Source organism: Megasphaera sp. SC8-1 (assembly GCF_024436295.1).
Lineage (GTDB): Bacteria > Bacillota > Negativicutes > Veillonellales > Megasphaeraceae > Megasphaera > Megasphaera elsdenii.
The window spans coordinates 1-19,832 of sequence record NZ_JANFQH010000021.1 but is presented as its reverse complement, the minus strand read 5'-3'; the positions used below and the strand labels follow the sequence as shown (position 1 = coordinate 19,832).

Annotated in this window: 16 protein-coding genes; all 16 read right to left on the bottom strand. The window is 55.3% G+C overall.

Annotation, left to right across the window (positions count from 1 at the left end):
* Positions 1–3: 3 nt before the first annotated feature.
* The 16 genes from NOS26_RS06220 to NOS26_RS06145 all read right to left on the bottom strand — a co-directional run bounded on the left by NOS26_RS06220 (position 4) and on the right by NOS26_RS06145 (position 19,626).
* A complete protein-coding gene (locus tag NOS26_RS06220; protein WP_014015882.1) occupies positions 4–726 on the bottom strand; it encodes a 5-bromo-4-chloroindolyl phosphate hydrolysis family protein in 723 nt (240 codons plus the stop codon).
* 237 nt (positions 727–963) lie between these two features.
* Positions 964–1,419: an IS200/IS605 family transposase gene (gene tnpA / locus NOS26_RS06215; protein ID WP_054335782.1), complete on the bottom strand. Its 456-nt coding sequence runs from the start codon at positions 1,417–1,419 to the stop codon at positions 964–966.
* 171 nt (positions 1,420–1,590) lie between these two features.
* Positions 1,591–2,505 carry a lysophospholipid acyltransferase family protein gene (locus tag NOS26_RS06210; protein ID WP_170101534.1) on the bottom strand — a complete coding sequence of 305 codons (915 nt, stop codon included), beginning with the start codon at positions 2,503–2,505 and terminating at the stop codon, positions 1,591–1,593.
* A gap of 12 nt (positions 2,506–2,517) precedes the next feature.
* Positions 2,518–3,549 carry a UDP-3-O-(3-hydroxymyristoyl)glucosamine N-acyltransferase gene (lpxD, locus tag NOS26_RS06205; RefSeq protein ID WP_255917417.1) on the bottom strand — a complete coding sequence of 344 codons (1,032 nt, stop codon included), beginning with the start codon at positions 3,547–3,549 and terminating at the stop codon, positions 2,518–2,520.
* Between the two features lie 18 nt (positions 3,550–3,567).
* Positions 3,568–3,987 (bottom strand): OmpH family outer membrane protein, encoded by a 420-nt coding sequence (locus tag NOS26_RS06200; RefSeq protein WP_072983006.1) that lies wholly within the window; start codon positions 3,985–3,987, stop codon positions 3,568–3,570.
* A gap of 16 nt (positions 3,988–4,003) precedes the next feature.
* The gene (locus NOS26_RS06195) at positions 4,004–4,939 is read right to left on the bottom strand and encodes an OmpH family outer membrane protein (protein WP_255917416.1); all 936 of its coding nucleotides are present in this window, start codon (positions 4,937–4,939) and stop codon (positions 4,004–4,006) included.
* A gap of 9 nt (positions 4,940–4,948) precedes the next feature.
* Entirely contained in the window at positions 4,949–5,494 is a 546-nt protein-coding gene (locus tag NOS26_RS06190; protein ID WP_255917415.1) for an OmpH family outer membrane protein, read from the bottom strand.
* Between the two features lie 20 nt (positions 5,495–5,514).
* Positions 5,515–6,795 carry a hypothetical protein gene (locus NOS26_RS06185; RefSeq protein WP_255917414.1) on the bottom strand — a complete coding sequence of 427 codons (1,281 nt, stop codon included), beginning with the start codon at positions 6,793–6,795 and terminating at the stop codon, positions 5,515–5,517.
* A gap of 18 nt (positions 6,796–6,813) precedes the next feature.
* Positions 6,814–9,033, bottom strand: coding sequence for an outer membrane protein assembly factor (locus NOS26_RS06180; protein ID WP_255917413.1), 2,220 nt, complete (start codon positions 9,031–9,033; stop codon positions 6,814–6,816).
* A 16-nt stretch (positions 9,034–9,049) separates the two neighbouring features.
* Entirely contained in the window at positions 9,050–9,658 is a 609-nt protein-coding gene (locus NOS26_RS06175; protein ID WP_255917412.1) for a hypothetical protein, read from the bottom strand.
* Positions 9,659–9,826: 168 nt separating this feature from the next.
* Positions 9,827–10,462, bottom strand: a complete 636-nt coding sequence (locus NOS26_RS06170; RefSeq protein WP_014015873.1) for a sigma-70 family RNA polymerase sigma factor — start codon at positions 10,460–10,462, stop codon at positions 9,827–9,829.
* 254 nt (positions 10,463–10,716) lie between these two features.
* Positions 10,717–15,003: a translocation/assembly module TamB domain-containing protein gene (locus NOS26_RS06165; protein WP_255917411.1), complete on the bottom strand. Its 4,287-nt coding sequence runs from the start codon at positions 15,001–15,003 to the stop codon at positions 10,717–10,719.
* Positions 15,004–15,157: 154 nt separating this feature from the next.
* A complete protein-coding gene (locus tag NOS26_RS06160; RefSeq protein ID WP_240936546.1) occupies positions 15,158–16,840 on the bottom strand; it encodes a TolC family protein in 1,683 nt (560 codons plus the stop codon).
* A 28-nt stretch (positions 16,841–16,868) separates the two neighbouring features.
* On the bottom strand, positions 16,869–18,104 hold the full coding sequence (locus NOS26_RS06155; RefSeq protein ID WP_255917409.1) for an MlaD family protein: 1,236 nt from the start codon (positions 18,102–18,104) through the stop codon (positions 16,869–16,871).
* A complete protein-coding gene (locus NOS26_RS06150; RefSeq protein ID WP_022498223.1) occupies positions 18,101–18,853 on the bottom strand; it encodes an ABC transporter ATP-binding protein in 753 nt (250 codons plus the stop codon). The genes NOS26_RS06155 and NOS26_RS06150 overlap by 4 nt, the downstream gene beginning before the upstream one ends.
* Before the next feature lie 8 nt (positions 18,854–18,861).
* The gene (locus NOS26_RS06145) at positions 18,862–19,626 is read right to left on the bottom strand and encodes an ABC transporter permease (RefSeq protein ID WP_014015868.1); all 765 of its coding nucleotides are present in this window, start codon (positions 19,624–19,626) and stop codon (positions 18,862–18,864) included.
* Positions 19,627–19,832 lie beyond the last annotated feature (206 nt).

Below are 19,832 nucleotides of genomic sequence, written 5' to 3'. Positions count from 1 at the left end.
TACCTACTTTCTTTTTGTATTCAAAAACTGGTCGGCCAAATCGATGATCGTCCCGACCAGGTCATCACTGTGCTTAGCCTTGCTTCCGGAAGACGACGTATCCTGCCGGGGGGCTTCCGTCTGGATGCCGTCAGCGGCCATGTTCTGCTTCATGACCTTCATTTCGGCGTCGAGGTCCATGAGCTGGGCGTTGAGGACTTTGGAGAACTGGTCTTCATAGGCTTCATCGAAATTATCCAGGAGCTGTTTGATTTCCTCTTTCGCCTGCTGCACTTCCTGCGCTTCCAGGCCCGTCTTTTCCAGTTCCTGGTATTTGCGAACCAAGAGCAGGGCCCGGTCCTGATAATAGTCGACGAAGCGGCGGGCCAGGCTCATCCGTTCCGGATGCTGCTGGAGATAAGTCAGGAAATTATTGGCAATGCCCTGCATCTTGCGCAGCTGTTTACGCAGCTCGTTATCCTGGACGCGCTTCAATTCCTTCTCCAGGGCATTGAAATCGTCGACAGCCTTGTTGAAAAGTTCATCATTGAGCTTGTCCAGTTCCTCATTACCGCTGGAAAAATTCAATTGCGGCTTGGCATGTTTCTTTTTCCGGCGATGAGCCCAATAAAGCATGAGGATGCCGAAGATGATGCTGAAGGTCCCGGACAGATGGCCCGTAGCGAACCAGTTATAACCAGGAATGGCAAAGCAGACAAAGGCGATGAGATATAAAAAAATGTTCACAGTCGTCCCTCCTAAGTGAAGAATGTCTTTTCTTAATCATAGCATTTTTCGACATCTACTACAAACTGCAAACTGCAAACTTAATAGTCGCCCCCACCCGTAAAACGGGTGGCTCGGCTGACGGCTATAAGCCTTTGTTGCTGAAAGCCAGCGTCTCAAGGCGCTGGCTTTCACTTTGTTCAAGCCACTGTGCATTTCACTCGTCACGTATCCCTAAAGGGATTGCCCCAACACAAATTAGGACTTGAACGGATCTTCATATTCTTTTACACTTAATTTATCCTGAATAATATCTGCTCTTTCTTGGTCTTGGATATATTTTCGGATTGTTTTTTCATTAAGCCCTACGGTGCTGACGTAATATCCTTCTGACCAAAAATGACGATTCCCAAACTTATACTTGAGATTAGCGTGCCTATCGAACATCATCAACGCCGATTTTCCTTTTAAGTATCCCATGAAAGAAGAAACGCTCAATTTCGGAGGAATGCTTACTAACATATGTACATGGTCGGGCATAAGATGCCCTTCTATAATTTCGACCCCTTTATAATTACACAGCTGCCTTAAGATACTTCCCAAATCGCGCCTGTATTGATTATAAATAATTTTTCGTCTATACTTAGGAGTGAAGACGATATGATATTTGCACATCCATTTGGTGTGTGCTAAATCATAGGCTTTCTTCGCCATATAAATCACCTTTCCTTATTTATTATAATAGTGGCTTGGACACCTCTATTATACAGGAAAGGTGATTTTTTTAGTATAACTAACACCGCGCACCCGCATAGCGGGTGGGTTATATTTCGCAGGCTTCGCCGGCTCAACAGGGTAAACCGGCAACTCAAAAAGGCACTGTCTTCATGAGACAGTGCCTTTTTCAGCTTGTTTGGCTTTATATCTTTTTGTCCATTTCCAGCGGTTGTGCAGCCAGAACCAGTCTTCCGGATACTTGCGGATATGGGCTTCCAGGCGGTCGTTCAATTCCTGTGTCGTTTCGTACATGATGCGGTCCTTCTCTTCCTTGGAGAGCTTGTGGTCCGCCGTGTACGGCTTGATAGGCGGCAGGACTTCGACGACGTGGTGGTACGGCCGGTCTTCATGGATGAAAGTCGACACGATGGGGTAGTTGGCCAGGCCGGCCATCTTGGCCGGTCCGTCCGCCGTCAGCGTGTCCATGCCGAAGAGCTTGACCATAATGCCGGCATAGCCCGGGTCCTGGTCCATGAGCAGGCCGATGTAGTGGCCTTCCCGAAGGAAGCGGACCATGTCGCGGATGCCCGTCTTATAGGTGACGTGCTGTTTCATCATGGCCCGGTACTCGTTGATGAAGGCATCGGCGCTCTTGCTGTTCTGTTCCTGAGCGACGGAAATAAGGGGATAGCCGTTCATGGCCAGGACGGCCCCCAGGAGTTCCCAGTTGCCGGCATGGGAGGCCATGAAGACAGCCCCTTCGCCGCTGGCTTTGAGCTCGTCCAGGTATTCCTTGCCGTGCCAGGTAATCTTTTCGTCGAGGAGCTCCTTCGTATAGCGAGGATACGACAGGACTTCGACGATCATCGGGCCAAAGCGGACCGTACTGGCCCTGGCAATGGCCATGGCCTTGTCCGGGTCCTCTGTCAGGCCGCAGTCCAGGATCTGCTGCTGGGCCAACACTTTTCGTTTCTTCGGGACGAAAGTCCAGAAAAAGGCACCTAAAAAGGTGCCCAGGGCCCGGCGACAGCCTTCGGGAATGTGGCAGATGATCCAGCTCAGACATTTCATAAAGGTGTACATAGGCAAATCCTCTTACTGTTGCTCTAATTTCTTTTCCAGTTCGGCGATTTTTTTCTGCAAGGCCTTGACGGTCTTGGCCATTTCCGGCAGGTGCTTCAAATAGACCTGGGTACGGCTCCATTCCATATGGGGACGGGCCGGGAAGCCCGCATAGACCTGATTGCCCTTGATATTGCCGGTAATCCCGGTTTTCCCGGCAAAGACGGCATTGTCGCCGATGGTGATGTGGCCGGTGCAGCCGGTCTGGCCGGCAAAGATGACGTGGTTACCCGCTTTGGTGCTGCCGGCAATGCCTGTCTGGGCGATGAGGAAGCAGTCTTCGCCGATTTCGACGTTATGGCCGAGATGGACGAGGTTGTCGATTTTCGTCCCCCGCCCGACTTTTGTCGAACCCAGCGTGGCATTATCCAAGCACGTGCAGGCCCCGATTTCGACGTCGTCGCCGATGGTGACATTGCCGATCTGGGGGATGCGGGTATGCTTGCCCTTTTCCGTGGCAAAGCCGAAGCCTTCACCGCCGATGACGGCATGAGCCCGGATGACGGCCCGCTTGCCGAGGACGCAGTTTTCGTGAATGACGGCGCCAGGATAGATGACCGAGCCTTCGCCGATCTTGACGTTATCCCCTAAGAAGACATAGGGATAAATCGTCGAACCCTTGCCGATTTCGACGTTCTTGCCGATGACGGCATAGGGCATGATGGCCACGTCTTCGCCAACGGCAGCACTGCTATCGACGATGGCCGTCGGATGGATGCCCGGCGTAATCGACTGGCGGGGATGAAACAGCACGAGGAGCTGCGAAAAAACCAGGCGGGGATTTTCTACGATGATGAGCGTATTATCTCCGGCAGGAACTTCTTTTTCGACAATGACGGCGCCGGCGTGGACCTGCGGCAAATATTCCGTATACGGATCGACGGCGAAGGTAATGTCCTGCTGGCCGGCTTCGGCCAGGCCCTTCACGTCTTCAATGACGGCGTCACCCTTGCCGATGACCGTACCGCCTAGCAATACTGCTAATTCCTGTACTGTTTTCTTCACGATATACAACCCCTTTTTTTACTGCAATTTGGCAATTAAATCGTCGGTGACGTCGATTCCGCCGGAAGGAACGGCTTCTTTGACGACGATGATGCCGACATTTTTATCCTTGGCGATGTCGCCTAACTTGCTCTGGATGTCCGACATGAACTGACGCTGCATGCTGGCGCCGAAAATATTGAGTTCCTGCTGGGCCTGCTGCTGTTTCTTCTGGAAATCTTCAGCCGACATATTCTGCTGGGCATCTTGTAATTCTTTTTCGATGGATTTCTGTTTGTCCTCGGTTTTCTGTTTATACTGCTGGACCAGGGGCGCTTCTTTCTGTACGCGCGACATATCGACGACGCCTACATTATCCTTGCCGCCACAGCCGGCGAGCATGCCCGTCAGGGCCAGCATTGCTGCGACGATTCCTAAGCGCTTCCAAACTTTTTTCATTGCTAAAAGCCTCCTGTTATGCCAACTTGGCAATAATATCATCTGTGACATCCGTAGCCGTGCCGATGCCTTCATAGTTGGAGAAGATCATATCGTAGCCCTGTTCCTGGGCGACATCGGCGGCTTTATCGCGGATATCTGCCATGATGGCGTCTTTCACATCTTTCATTTCTTTTTCTTTCGCATCGAGCTTGTCTTTCCATTCCTTGTTCCACACAGCCGGTTCCGGCCGGTCCTGCAAGACGCCCAGCTGCTGCTGGAAGACCTGCTGGCTGTCGGTCTTGCGCCCTTCCAGGTCTTTCTTGACCTGCTGGGCATAGTCGTCGAGTTCCTTCTTGGCCTGGGCCTTGGCCGGGGCCATGAGGGCGGCGATTTCATCGGCAGTCCGCGTCGTCACCCGGACGTCGGCCTGGCTGCCTTTGAGCAGGGCCTGGAGCTGTTCTTCTGTCGCTGCCCGCTCTTCTTTGGACAGGGACAGGGTCTTCAGTTTCAACTGGAGATTGACGATCTTCAAGGTATCGGCCTGGGAAATGACAGGCGTCGTCGTCTTCTTTTCCTGGACGAGCGAATCGTACCGCTGCTTCAGGCGATTGTTGAGCTCATTCTGTTTGAGGGCGACTTTGGCCTGTAATTCCTGGTCGAGGGCGGCAGAACCGGCGGCATCGGCTGCGGCGAAGTTCTGGACTGACCTCCCTTCGGCGGCTGCCTTCTGGGAATAATTCCACTGTTCAAACTGATATTGGGCAACCATAGCATTGTACTCCAATTCTAAATGGTGATACTCGCTATAGCGCGGATGGCTCATGACGACGTGTTCCAGGTCTGCATAGGCATAGACCGGCGTCGCTGCTGTCGAAGGGGCCGGATGGCTGCGATGGCTGAAGAACCACCCGCCTGCCACAAGACAGGCCATGAGGACCGCGGCACCGGCTGCCGCATATATCCGTTTCATAAAGACTCCTTACTGGTTGCTGCTGGAGCTGTCCGAACTGCTGGAATTGCTGGAGCTGCTGTCGGAGCTGCTGGAACCGGAGTTCTTGTTCAGTTCTTTAGCGACCTGGTCGGTAATGTCCGTACCACCATAGAGGACGACGCTCTTGTCGACGACGAGGCTCAGGCCTTTGGTCTTGGCGACATCGCTGACGGCGTTGTCGACTTTATCTTTGATGCCTTTGAAAATTTCCTGGCGTTTCGTGGCCAGTTCCCCCTGCATTTTCTGGAAGAGCTGCTGTTTCTGCTGGTCATCCATGCCGGCCGACTGCTGTTCGAACTGTTTCTGCATGTCTTCGCCAGCCTGCTGGAGCTGTTTCTGTGCCGCAACGGCATCCTGATTATCCGGCGTAATGATCTTGCTCGTATCGACGACGCCGATGTTGCTCGACGGAGCCGCATTGACAGGGTTGCCCGTCTGCATGATAGCCAGGCCGGCGACACTGAAGACGAAGATAGCTGCGATGACAGCCGAAAAAATCTTGATATTGCGTTTCTTACCCATTTCAGACATCATAATAAAACTTCTCCTTTGTATTACAAATAACCGATAATCCGGAGCCAAGCATCATGGTCGGACACGATATATTCCAAACCGACATAATCATCGACGCGATAGTGAAGGCCCACTTCGGAATCGTCATGGGTCAGATCACGGTCATAGCGCAAGGTCCAGCGCCCTCCCAAGGGCTGGCGCAGCCACAGGTGCTGGCTGTCGTCGAGGCTTTCGAACTGGTATCCCGCCTGGGTCCCGCTGCGGAAGCGGTAAAAGTAGCCGGGCATGAAGTTCCAGTCCAGGGAAGACGGCATGAACTTGACGGCACCGTACACTTCGTGATGGCTGCCAATCTTACGGCCCACATGGGCCATGAGGACCGTATCGTCGTCGCTGCTGTGGTCACGGCCGGCGTCGATATAGGCGCCGCCGCGGATGTCGTAAAAAGCCGTCTGTGACGTAAGGTCGATGGCCGTATCCTCACCGAGCGACAAGGACGGCGTCACGTGCAGTCCGTAGTTCTTGACGACCCACTGGCGCTGGACATCGCCCTGCAAGGCTTCGGCAATATCCCGTTCATGGCGCCGGACAAAAGCCACGGGCAGGCCAGCCAGGCCGGCATAGGTCCGTTCCAGCTGGTTGCGGGCGCTGAGGAAGATGACCTTCGGTACATCGTCGCCCTTGATAGCCACGCGGACGTTGCGCACGACAGGCAGCTTGGGCAGCATGTAGACGGTGACGTCCGTTTCCGGACCGCCGTGGATGACGATGTGCGGATAAAATTCCGGCACCCGTTCTTCCAGTTCATTTTCCAGGACCGATTTGACGGCGCCGTTAGCCCAGTCCAGGGCATCGACAGGCAGGCCGATGAGCAGGCTTTCGGCCATGTCCCCGGCATGTTCCAGGTCTTTATCGACCAGTTCCTGCCCCATTTTCGGCAAGGCTCCGTAGTCGACGGCGAAGCGGACGTTGCGGATCGTATCGCCCCAAGGGCGGATGCGTACATCCAAATCTGTCCGGCTGCCCGGCCGGATGGCAATGGATTCCACCGTATAGCCGATGAGGACGCGATTGATGATATCGTTGACGGTTCGCTCGTATGCCTCATGACGGCTGGCGATTTCATCGCTGTCGTGATTGAGGAATACGTGGTTCCCTACAGTTTGGATGCTGGCAGCAATTCGTTTCTCTACTAATGGCGGAATCGCCTCCTCTACGGAGGCGACATGGACCGTCACTTGTTCTACCGATGCTGCTATAGCACTACTAAGACTAGCACAGACGGCACAGACAGTCAATAAACAAGTGCGGATTTTCATCATCCACGACCTTTCATTGTCTTAGAACTTACCGCCAAAGCTGAAGTGGAACTTGCCGCCATCCTGGCCTACGGCATAATCCAGGCGGATCGGACCGATCGGCGTCGTAATGCGGAAGCCCAAGCCTCCGGAGTAGTGGAGTTTGTTGTTTTCATGGTACCAGGGGATGTTTTCTACGCCGCCCCAGGCATTGCCCACGTCGGTAAAGACGACGCCCTGGATCTTCTTGGCAATGGGATAGCGGTATTCGACAGTCGCTTCGTACATCTTGTTGCCGCGAAATTCGTCATCTTCATAGCCGCGCAGGTTGTCGGCGCCACCGAGGGTGAACAGGTCGTTGTACGGCATATCGCCGGTAGCGATACCACCCATGAGGCGGACGGCGATGACGTGGGCCCGGCCGACTTTATAGTACAGGCGGTTTTCGGCGATGAACTTGAAGTAGTCGAAGTCGCCGCCCATGCCGTGGCCAGCCCAGGTCCCCGTAAAGGACAGGCGCTTGCCTTTCGTCGGATCGTAGACGTTGTCGCGGTTATCGAAGACGTGAGACCAGGTCATGCTGTTCGTGCGGCCAAAGTTATTTTTCAAGTAATTTCGGTATATTGAAGGAAATTCTGGATCTGTATTATTCTGCCAATCGCGGTAGTTGTATCCGCTATCCCAACTAACATATTTTGTCCGCTTCGTTTCCAACGTGATGTAGTCGCTGACGTATTCGCTGCGGACGCGGCCGTACGTGACGTTAAAACCATTGGTCCGGCGGTCGTATTCAGCCTTAGAATCACCTTTTTCATCATAGTCGTCGTATTCCGATTCGCGGTCGAAGATGCTGAAGCCGATGGAGTCGCCGGCATCGTTGAGGTAGGGATGGGTATACGAGAAGATATAGTTCTTATTGGTATCCGTATTGCCGCCAAATTCCCAGCTGATATTGGCCTTATCGCCCGTACCGCGCAGGTTCGTTTCAGCCAGGCCGAGGATACCGACGAGGCCATCCGAATCGGAGTAGCCGGCACCGATGGTGACCGACCCGGTCTTCTGTTCGGTGACATCGATTTCGACGATGACGTCTTTCGGATTGCGCTGGCCCGGCAGGAGGCGGACGTTGACGTCTTCAAAATAGCCCGTGTTATAGACGCGCTGGATACTGCGGCTGGCGGCGTTCTTGTTGAAGATATCGCCTTTCTTCATGCGCAGTTCGCGCATGATAACTTTATTCTTGGTCTTGGTATTGCCGCGAAGGTTGATATTTTCAATACGCGGTTCAGAAATCGCCAGATGCAGCGTCCCTTCATCGTCGAGGCGGACATCGGAGACGCGGCTCATCATATAACCGGCATTGGCAAAGGCCGAGTTGATATTGGCCACGTCATGGCTGACGACAGCCGTGTTGAGCGTCGTTCCCGGCGTCGTGGCGACGAGTTTCATCAAGTCCGCCGTGCTGATCGATTCGTTGCCGACGATGTCGATTTTCTTGACGACCGGATTCATCTGGACTGTATAGTTCAGGGCAACGCCTTCCGGTATGGTCGTAAAGGCCGGCTTGACCGTCGAGAACAGGCCCGTCGCCCCGATGACGTTGAGGTCGTGGCGGATGTAGTCCATGTTGATGGCATCGCCGACGCGCATAGCCAGCTGAGGCAAGAGTTTCTGTTCAATCTGGGCTTCCGGGACGGGACCGACGGTAACGGCCGTAGCTACCTTGTCGACATAAGGTTTCAAATCGGCATCGCTGACGGCTTCACCATAAGGCAGGGATACATCCTGGCCAGGCTGGATGACCGCCATGGGATAGCCAGGGATGGATGTATCGAACTGCATATCGCTGGTACCGCTCATATAGCTGACTTTATCGCCGCTAATCTTCGGCGTCGTATCGACAGGAGCCGGATTGAGGATTTCATTTTCCTTGTGGACGGCTTCGGCTGTTTCCTGCTGAACCGCTTCCGGACTCTTGCCGGCGGCAATGGCAGCCAGTTCTTCTGCCGTTTCATAACCGGTCAGGCCCGATTTAGCAGCCTTCATGGCGTCTTCTTTCGTCGCATCATCGGGAGAGGTCGTCACGGTATTGACGGCCGTTTTCTGATCGTCTACCGGAGCGGCTGCCGAGCCAGACGTAACAGTCTGGCTGCCGGACGACTCGTAACCGGTCGCCGCAGTCGTATCTTCAGCCCAAACAGGGCAGGTCATCATCGCACTGGTTACCATCAGGGCGAGGAGTTTCTTTTTCCGCATATTCATAAAAATCCTCCATTATCTATTTTGTCGTACTCGTACCGCGCAAAGTATGACGTGCTTCTTGTACCGTAGCTTGTACCTGGCGGTCCGATAAGACTGCCTTCGTTTCTGTCCGCACCGGAGCCGGCGCTGACTGCACTGGCGTCGCTGGTGCGGTGACAGCCGTCGCGGCGGGCTGTACCATAGGTTCGTCCCTATCCGGGGTGGCAGGGGCTGCTGGCTCCGCTGGCGGTGCCGGTATGGCCGGGGCAGGAGGCGGTACCTCCTCGGCCGGGACTGGCTCTGCTGCAGGCGCGGCCTTAGCTGCCGAGCCCTGGCCAGCTGCCTTCCCGACTGCCGGCGCAGGGGTGACAGTTCCCATGACAGGTGGCGATGCCCCCTGTCCATACAGATGGAATCCATACCAGCCGCCCAGGGCCAGGAAAAGAGCTGTAATGACGGCACCGGTCCGCAGCCAGCCTTTGCTGACGGGATGGTGTTTGCGCAGATTCTTCATTTCTGCTTCGGCCAGCATCAGATTGAGTTCGCCTTTGATATCGGACTCTTTATCAAACGAAGCTTCCGCCTTTTCCAGCCAGGACCGGACGGCCCGGACCCGATGAACCGTATCGCGCTGGGAATGTTTCATACAGCCCTCTCCTTTCTGCCTAAACGAATACCCTTATAAAGTCGGGAAGGGCTATATGATTTTATACCTGCAAAAGGGCGCAAAAACATGCCATAATCTATATTTTACAGCATTTTCCGATTCTTTTCACCTAAAAACGGGCCAATTTTAAGAAAATGTAAAATTTTTTTAGTGGCGGCTCTCATGGATGAACCGGCTGAGCATGCCGCGGACGCGGCGGATACCCCGTTTCTGCAGGCGATAGACATAAGGCAGGCTGATGTCCAGGCTCTTGGCCAGGTGCTTCTGTTCGACATCGTTCAGGTATACGCCTTCGACGACGGCCTGCTCCTTTTCGGGCAGCCGTTTCAGGACATGGCCGACCTTTTCCAGCAGCAGCTGGCGGCTCGTCGCCTCTGCCGGGTCCTGTTCCTCGTCGCAGAGCGTATCCTGCAGGGTCACGCCTCGTTCATCGGGTTCGTCGAGGGATACGGCGCTGACGGCACCTTCGCGTTTCAAATAATCGAGGATGGCCCCGCGGATACGATGGACGGCAAATAAGGGAAAGGCCACGCCGCGGCGGTAGTCATAACGTTCTACGGCTTCCATGAGGCCCAGCGTCCCTTCCTGCAGGGCGTCGGACAAGATGTCGCGATGGATGTGCCAGCGCATGGTTTCCTTGAAGACCAGCGGCTGGTACTGTTCGATGAGGCGGCTCCGGGCCATCATATCCCCATTGTCCTTATATGCCTGCCACAAGGCCCGTTCTTCGTCGGGTTCGAGGAGGGTTATTTTTTGCAGTTCTTTCAGATAATCGTCTAACATGGCCTTTCACCACCTTTTCATTCAAATGGAATTCACACATATACAGGGACGGGCGCCCCACGCAGGCGCCCCTACAAAGGCAATGGCGTATCCACACATATACCGAGGAAGCAACGGTGTACCCAACGCCTGTGTCCCAGCTGTAAGGGCTTGCACGTGGCAAGCCCGCTTCAGGACATGTTGCTTTCCCGTTATTCCTGTATGGCGTCCTGCAATCAATCGCCGGATGCAACGGCATGACCACATATACGGAATCAAAATGAATATTTGTATACGCCGCCGATGAATTGGTTATCGTCCGATGTCCAGGCATTGACGCTGAAGTTCCGCCCCAAGTCGTACATGACACCGAAGCGGTCGTCGCCGTGGTTGAGGCCGAAGGCCGCTGTGACCATGAAGTCGTTGAACAGGTATTTCCCCATTTCAATGTTATAGTAGTTGCGGCTCATATCCGTATTGCGGTCATTCAAATCGAGTGAGCCATTGGTCACGGTGAGCATATCTAACGACAAGGCCCTTTCCAGACTCTGGGTAATGCCCAAGCTGTTCAGGGTCATGCGGATACCCGAGCCGATAAGGCTGTCTACATCTTCGGCATTGAGGGAACTCTGAGGCCGTTCATCACCGTTGCGCAGGGTAATGAGCGATACGATCTGCGGTTTCGTCAGCGGCGGGTCAGACCGGAGCATGAGGTCCATGTTATCGGCCCGGCCGCGCAAAGTCAGCATGACGTTGTACTGGCCGACGCGGCTGAATCCTTCGGCATCGATATAGGGCAGGAACGAGTCATACCGCGAGAAATCGGCTTTGGCCTTGGTCACGCGGAAATTGGTATCCAAATAGTGAACCGTGCCCCTTGTCGCTTCAAAACGGCCCGATGGCTGTGGATGATTGAGGTTCCCCTTAAAGGTAACCGACCCGTTGACCATCAAGTCATACAAGGCCGGACTGTAAAGCCGAACTTTGTTACCCAAAGTCAGGGTAAAGTCCAGATCCAAATCGGGGCCGTCACTGCTGCTGGCCAGGGACAGGGGGATGTCGACAGTCGTATTGTCAACCTGCATGAGGCCGCTGACTTTCGGCCGCCCGTCGCCCGGTTCGACACGGAGATACCCGGTCAGGGGCCCTTCGTAATAAGGGCAATCCAGGTAAAGGCCGGAAAGGTCGGCAGCCAGGGAATACGTATCCAGGCTGCGGCCGCTCCAGGAGGCCTGGCCGTCGAGGCTGACACGGCCGGGGTTCTTCTTCCCTTTTTTGTCCATAGTCCCGCTGCCGCTGAGGACGGCTGAATTTCCCTTAAAGGCCAAATCAGCGTTGATGTCCGCCAGGGGATACTGGGTATCTTTGAAGCGGATTGTCCCATTTTTAATGGCAATATCGCCGTTGACCCGCGGTGCATCGAGGGTACCGCTGACTTTGATGCCGCCCTGGATGGGGCCGGAGGCTTCCGTGACATAGGGTGTCAGGAAGGTCAGGATATCGAGACCGGCGTTGTCGAGGCGGACGTCGAGGTCCATGGATTCACTTGTCTGGCCGCCTTTCAAGGCACTGACAGGAATGGTCCCGCTGGCGCTGACCTTATAGGGATCGCGGCTGCCGCTGGCCTGCTGGACCGTAATCATGCCGTTGCGGATGTTGAACAGGGCATAGGCGCCGCTAAAGGCAATGCCATTGGCCGTGCCGCTGCCTAATTGCGCCGATACGTCGGCCTGGAGGTCATCGCCGGTACCGCTCAGGTCGGCTGCAAAATCGATGGGCGCATCGACGACGAACCCGTTCTGGCCGAGAACATCGGTCAAGGCTTTGGCCGGGAACTGTTTGGCTGCGACGGACAATTTCACTGGGCCGTGCAGGGCATAGGTCCCTTGGGCCGCCAGGACGCTGTTGCCGATGTGCAAGGCCGCCTTGTTCAGATGGACAACACCGTTTTCCATCTGGACATCGATATCGGCCGGTTCGACAGGCTGGCCGCCGAACGAGCCGTCGCGGATATTCCCTTTCATGGAGACCGTCGGATTGTCACTGGTTCCGCTGATGTCGATCTGACCATTCAGCTTGCCTGCCACATCCTGTACGGGCAGGGCTGCCACCTTGAGAAGGCCGGCAATATCACCATTGACGACGGTCGCCTTGCCCCGCAGGAGAGACGACTGCGTGTTATACAGCAGATTGCCGTCATACACCCCGCCGAGCTGGGCGAAATGAAGGTCCGTCAGGCGCAGCAGGTCGTCGTAATAGGCGAAATCGCCGTGGATATCGTTTAAGACCATGTGGTTGATGACCAGGTTCGCTGCCTTCAGGGAACCGGCCGCCGTCGGATTGTCCAGGCTGCCGCCGATATGGGCCTGGATGTCGAAGTAACCGCTGCGGGGCGTCTTATTCTGGGGAATCAGGCGGGCGATGTCGACATGTCTGCCGGTCAAATCGAGATCCAGCGTATCGCCGACAGAACCGGACAGGGCCAGGGACGCCGTATAGGAGGAAATATCCCCGTTGGATAAATAGACCGTACCATTATCCAGCCGGTAGTCGGCGCTGATATTCTTGTACAGATAGCCGGCATAGGAGCCGCTGGACAGGCGGAAAGATCCGGAAGCCGTCGGATTATCCAAACTGCCGCTGAGGGTAATCGTGTTGTCAGCCCAGCCCGTCAGGGGCAGGTCTTCTTTGCCCACTGCCGGCAGGAGCTGTTCGATGCGCATATGCGACGTCGTCAGCACCGCCTGTACCGTGCGGGCATCGAGGTCGGCCTGACCGGTCAGGACATGGGTCCCGTCGCCGCGGCGCCAATAGAGGGCGGGAATTTCGATGCGGCTGCCCTGACCGCGAGCCGTACCATCCAGGCTGTCAAAGGGAACGCCTTTGATCTGGCCCTGGCTGGCACTGAAGGCCACATCCCATTGCGATCCGTCGACATGGCCGGAAAGGTCCGCTGTCCCCGATAAAGGAAGGGATACGAAAGGCGAAGCCATATCCAGGGGCAGGTCATGGCCGGTAAAGGTCAGATGCGGCGTCTGGCTGTCGACGTCATAGGAACCGCTGACGTCGACACTGCCCCCGCCTGCCTCAGCATGGCCACTGCGCAAGGTCACGATACGACCATCATAGGCCACGTCGCCGGCTGCCGTATCGACAGTCAGACCATTATAGGACAGATCCGACGCCTTCACCTGGCCCGTCGCCACGATAGAACCGTCCTGGCTGTTGCCGGCTGCATGGAGCGAGGCTGACAAGTTTCCCATGACAGCTGCGGGCACACCGGGCAGGGCCGATAAGTCCAGGCCCTGGACGTCAGCGTCAGCTTCGTAAGCCCCGCTCCGGACGTCATAGACGCCCTTCCCCGTCAGGGAGGCGCCATAAGCCTGGGCTGACAAGGAAGCGATGTCGACGCGGTCGTGGCTATACGCCAGGTCGGCCCGGACTTCATCGACAGTATAGCCGTCATAGGTCACGTCATGCAGGGACGCCGTACCGCGGGCGCTCACATCTTGTGGCGTTCCCCAGACCGTCCCTTGGAAACCAGCGGTTCCGCTGACGGCCGCCGGCAGGTAATCGGCAAAGGCCGTCACATCAGCACCGGGGACGTCGACATTCAAATTAAACACGGGCGTGTCACCGTTGGTCACGATGGTCCCGCCGACGCGGAAATCCTGGCCGTTGACGCGGCCTTCGACACCAGACAAGGTAATATCCTGGGTCGTCAAAGCGGCATGACCTTTCAGGCCATCCACATCGAGTCCCTGGACAGTGACATGGCCGTCGGTCACATCGGCCTGGCCGGACAGGAAAAAGCCGTTATGACTGTCGGCGACGCGCACCTTGACGTTCTCTACAGTCCCGCTGCGAATGACGACATCGGCCGACGCCGGGATGAACGACGAGGCGTAGGTCCCATTGACAGCATCGGCGCTGAAGGTGAAGTCATACTGGCGGTTCGAGGCATACGTACCGTGGGCCGTGACCTTCTGTCCATCGACGGTCATGGACGCATCGATAGCCATGGACGGATATCCGGCAAAGGAGACGCTGCCGTTGACGTTCTGCCCCATGACGGCCGTACTGTCCGGCAGCACAGCATCAATGGTTCCGTTGTGGACGTTGATGGCCCCGCGGAAGCCGGCATCGGTCTGGCGCTGGTCTTTCTTGATGAGCGAGGCCATGTTCCACGTACCGTCGTCTTCATTCTGCCACAGGTGCAGGACCGGATTGTCGACGTCAGCCGTATCCAGGGCCTGCAGGATTTCGCCCTGCTTCAAGGCATTCACGATTTTTCCGGGATTGACGTAGACCCGGACGGCATCCCCTTCGATGACGACCCGCCCTTGTGTATCTCTAATGACCGGCTTGGCCAGGACCAGCTGGCCTTTCAAGGATATATCCAGTGAAGAAAACGACAAGGTTCCGTTCAATTTACTGTTTGCAGTTGTCGTAATTGCCTGGCCCGCCATCTGGGTCAATGCCGGCTTTTCCATCCACAAGGCAATCCCTGCAGACAGAAAGAAGGCCGTGACCCCGCAGGCAGCCATCCATTTTTTCTTCATAATTAATCTCCGCATATAAAAAAGAGAGAATCGTACGTTACAATTCTCTCTTTATTCTACCTATGGAGTTGAAGAAAATCAAGGAATAGATGACAAATGGCAAGTAGTCCCAGTGAAATTGTTAAAAACCTGCCACGCCTTCTTTAAAAATCATTTAACCGCGATAGGTCGTCGCCGTCAAGGACGGATGGATGACGCCCGATTCGACATCGACGCCCATGACCTGTTCCAGTTTGGCAATGCCGACGTTGTAGTCGTACAAGGCCTGGATATGGTTGACCTGGGCTTGGTTGAGGCTCAACTGGGCATCGAGGACGTCCAGGTTGATGCCGACACCGGCCTGGTAACGGATGTTCTGGATACGGTAATTTTCACGGGCCTGGTCGACGACGGTCTGCGTTTCTTCAACCTTCTGGGCCGCACTGCGGATGTTGAGGTAGGCCTGCTTGACCTGGAGCTGGACCGATTCACGGGTCTTCTGTTCCGTTTCCCGGGCGACGAGGAGGTCCTGTTTGGCCTGGTTGACTTTAGCCTTGGTAGCGCCGCCATCATAGAAATTATAGGTTACGCCAGCTGCTACCTTCCAGCTTCTCTTATTGGCATCGATGCCGGGGAAGGTGTTGTCAGCCCAGTCATTGCCGCCAGTAATGGCTACAGTCGGTTTATTGCCGGCATCAGCGATGTCGATACTGCGTTCCGCTTCCTGGACGGCAATGGCTGCCTGGAGGACTTCCGGCCGATACTTCATGGCGTAGTCCATCGCTTCCTGAAGGGAAATATTATAGGTATCGAAAGGCAGCTGATGGTCGGCCAGGTTGAGCTTCGTTTCCAAGGGCAGGCCGAGGATATTGTTCAAGTTCGATTCGGCAATGGCCACGTTGTTGTCTGCCGTAATGGCCGTCGTCTTGGCATTGGCCAGGGAAACATCCGACGAGAGGACGTCGACTTTGGCCTTGGTGCCGACGTTGTACTGGGCCTGGACGTTATCCAAGTGTCCCTGGAGGTTGTCGACGGCTTCGTGGTAGACGCCTTGCAGTTCCTGATAAGCCAGGAGGCCATAGTAGCCTTCGATGGCCGAATATTTCGTCGCCTGTTCGACGCGCAGGATTTCTTCCTGGGCATTGGTCTTGCCTAATTTAGCGACGTCAATTTTACCTTCAACGAGCCCGCCGGTATACAGCGGAATGTTGACGGAAATGCCATTAGAAAAAGCATTGCTGATACTATTGGCGCTCCCCATCAGGCTGGCAGCACGGCTATAGGTAGCAGCATCCGTAGCCCGGCTGCGCTGGGCGCCAAAGTTATAATCGACAGTCGGCTTTTTGCCGGCCTGGGCCTGATTAATGGCATATTCTGCCTTTTTCAGGGCGTACTGGGAGTTCTTGATATCCCGGTTATAGTCGAGGGCCATCTGGACGGTCTTAGGCAGATTCAAATCGACAGTGCCATTGGTCGGTACGCGGCCGATGACGATGACCGGATCGATTTCCTGATTCTTTGCCCGCTTGTCAGCTGCCTTTTCAGCGCTCTTAGCGGCATCGTCAGCGATTTTCTGAGCCAGTTCTTCGCGCAGTTCCGGCGTAATGTCGACAGGGCGGACAGCATCGGCGGCTTTCTTAGCCTTGGCTTCGGCTCTGGCAGCCTTCCGCTGCTGGGCCTTTTCGGCCTTGATTTCCTGCTGTTCTGCCTTGGCCCGGGCCTGGATGCTTTCGGCCTGAGCTAAGTCGACAGGACGGACAGAGGCCGTCGTATCCGCAGCCGAAGCCGCGGCGACGGCGCTTATGGTCGTAATCATCATGGCGATGACCAATTTCTTGTACAGTTTGTTGTTCATCATGGGTACCCCCGTTTATTTCTATAATCTGCTAAAAAGCGTAACTAATACCATAATAATTGCCACCGTCACTGCGACTCATAGGCCGCGTGAACTGGCTGAAGAGATAGAGGTCCGGCGTCAGGCGGTACTGGGCTTTCAGGCGGAAGCGCCAGTCATCGGGATCGTATCCTTCCAGGGACAGGCGGAAAGGCCCGTCCTGGAAGAAGTCGAAGCCGGCACCGAGGTCGCCGTTGATCAGGCCGGCCCGCGTGTCGAACAGGCGGCCCCGGCGGCCATACTGCAGGTTGAGGTTCGTACCGTTGCCGATGTTCTCTGCCCCGACGAGGCCAAACGTATCGCCACGGTACACCTTAAAATTTACAGTGCCGCTGGTCTCATTCTTCGTCGTATTATATAGGAGTCCGGCCTCCCCCTGGACTTTGATGTCCGAAGTGCCGCCGAGGATTTTATTCACTTTCGTCGTAATCTGGGCCGTGTTATTCAGCGTCGTCTGAATATTGGCCTGGGTCTGCGGATCCGTCGTCATCTTTTCCATCGACTGGGCAATGGTCTGGAAACGGTCCGTAATCTGCTTCATGTTGGCCGCCGTCGCCCGGACATTGGCCGAAGCCGCGCCATCGCCATCGAGGTTCTGCATGGACGCGTTCATCTGAGCTGTCATGGCCGCCATATTGGCCGTAATCTGCTGGATATTGCCGACATTGGCATCCATCATCTGACTGGTCTTGCCCGTAATGGCATCGATGTTCTGGATGGAACCGCGCATGGCAGCCTGTGTCTTTTCGTCGCCGATGATGGCATTGATGTTCTTCACCATGTCGTCGGCACTGCCCATGAGCTTGCCGGCACTGTCCATCATATCGTCCATGGTCTTGCCCTGGCTGCCGTCGATGTAATCGCCATCGGCGAGGAGGTGGTTCTTGTCATTGCCCGGCGTAATGGCTACGATTTTTTCACCGAGGAGGCCATCCGTCGTAATCGTCACTTTGGAATCACGCGGGATTTCCGTCCCCTTTTCCAGCTTCATAGCCACATCGACGCCGTCGCGGGACGGTTTCACGCTTTCGACTTTGCCGACATGGACGCCGACATAGCGGACGGAATTGCCCTTTTGCAGGCCATTGGCATCTTTAAATTCCGTATGGATGACGAAGCCCGGCTTGCCGAAGATTTCAGCATGGGCCAGGGTCAGGACGACAAAGGTAAAGATGAGGACGCCGACGATGGTGACCAGGCCGACCTTCGCTTCTGCACTCCACTTCATAGGCTATCCCCTCTTTCTTCCGGAAGACGCCCGCCGTGGATAAAGCGCTGCACTTCCTCATCTTGTGTATGGGCAAAGGTCTTTTTATCGGCTATGAGCCGGAAGCGCCCATCTTGTAAATAAGCCAGGCGGTCAGCGACGTAAAAAGCCGAGTCCATATCATGGGTGACGATGACTGACGTCGCATGGATCTGCTTCTGCATACTGACGACCAGACGGTTGATATCCATACAGCGCAGCGGGTCCAGGCCGGCTGTCGGTTCGTCGTAAAGGATGACCTGCGGGTCCAGGGCGATGGCCCGGGCCAGGCTGACACGCTTCTTCATGCCGCCGGACAAGTCGTTGGGCATCATGTCTTCAATGCCTTCCAGGCCGACGAGGCGCAACTTTTCCTTGACGATGCGCTGAATCGTCGCTTCATCGTCTTTCGTATGCTGGCGCAGGCCAAAGGCGACGTTCTCGCCGACGGTCATGGAATCGAAGAGGGCCGAATACTGAAAGACCATGCCCATGTGGCGGCGCACGGCTGTCAGCTGTTCTTCATCGAAAGCGGTAATGTCTTCATCATGAAAGAAGACCTGCCCTTTCGTCGGCTTCTGCAACCCGATGATCAGGCGCAGGATCGTACTCTTGCCCGAGCCGCTGGCACCGAGGATGGCCAGCGTTTCGCCCTGATGGATGTCTAAATTGATGTTGTCTAGTATGACCCGGTCGCCATAGGCGACGGTCACATCGCGAAGACGGATCATAGCGCTCCTCAATACAATAGAACCGATAAGATATAATTGCAGATAAAAATAAAAATAATCGACGTGACGACGGACTTCGTCGTCGCCTGGCCGACTCCTTCAGCACCGCTCTTGGCATGCATGCCTTCATTACAGGCGACGAGAGCGATGATGCCGCCAAAGAACATGGCCTTGATGAGACCGTAGACGACATCGCTGACTTCGGTAAAGATTTCAATGGAATTAATATACGTAAAATGCGTGAGCCCGGCACCCAGCGTCGCTACACCGTAGCCGCCGGCCGTACCGATGACATAGCCGTAAAAGGCCAGGATAGGCACCATGACGACACAGGCCACGAAGCGCGGTACGACGAGGTAGGCAATGGGATTGACGGCCATGCAGCGCAGGGCATCGATCTGTTCCGTAACCTTCATCGTCCCGATTTCTGCCGTCATGGCCGCACCGACGCGGCCGGCCATGACGACGCCCGTCAAAATCGGGCCGAGTTCACGGCCCATGGCGACCGACATGACGCCGCCCAGCGTCGACTGGGCGCCATAGCGCAGCAGGATATCGACGATCTGCAAGGTCATGACCATGCCGGCAAAGAGCAGGGTCAGACTGACGATAGGCAGGGAATTGACGCCGAGATGAGCCATCTGGGCGATGGTCAGGCGGCGCTGGATCTTGGGCAGCTGACGCAAGGTCTGGCCAAAGAGGATGGCAATGACGCCGACTTGTTCAAAGACATGGAGCGTAAACTGGCCGATGCCTTCCAGGATTTCCTGCATGAAAGACCGTCCTTTCTGTAAGTATGATACTACTTTACTATACCATATAAAAAATGGATGTAAAACATTTGGATTCAATTGTGCCTAAATTGTGAGAAACAAAAGAAGAAAACTCAAATTTAAATTTTAGTTTTCCATAGCTAAAATAATAGCATTTTATGCGAAAAATGGCAAGGGAAAAGGCGCTGTCATATGAAGACAGCGCC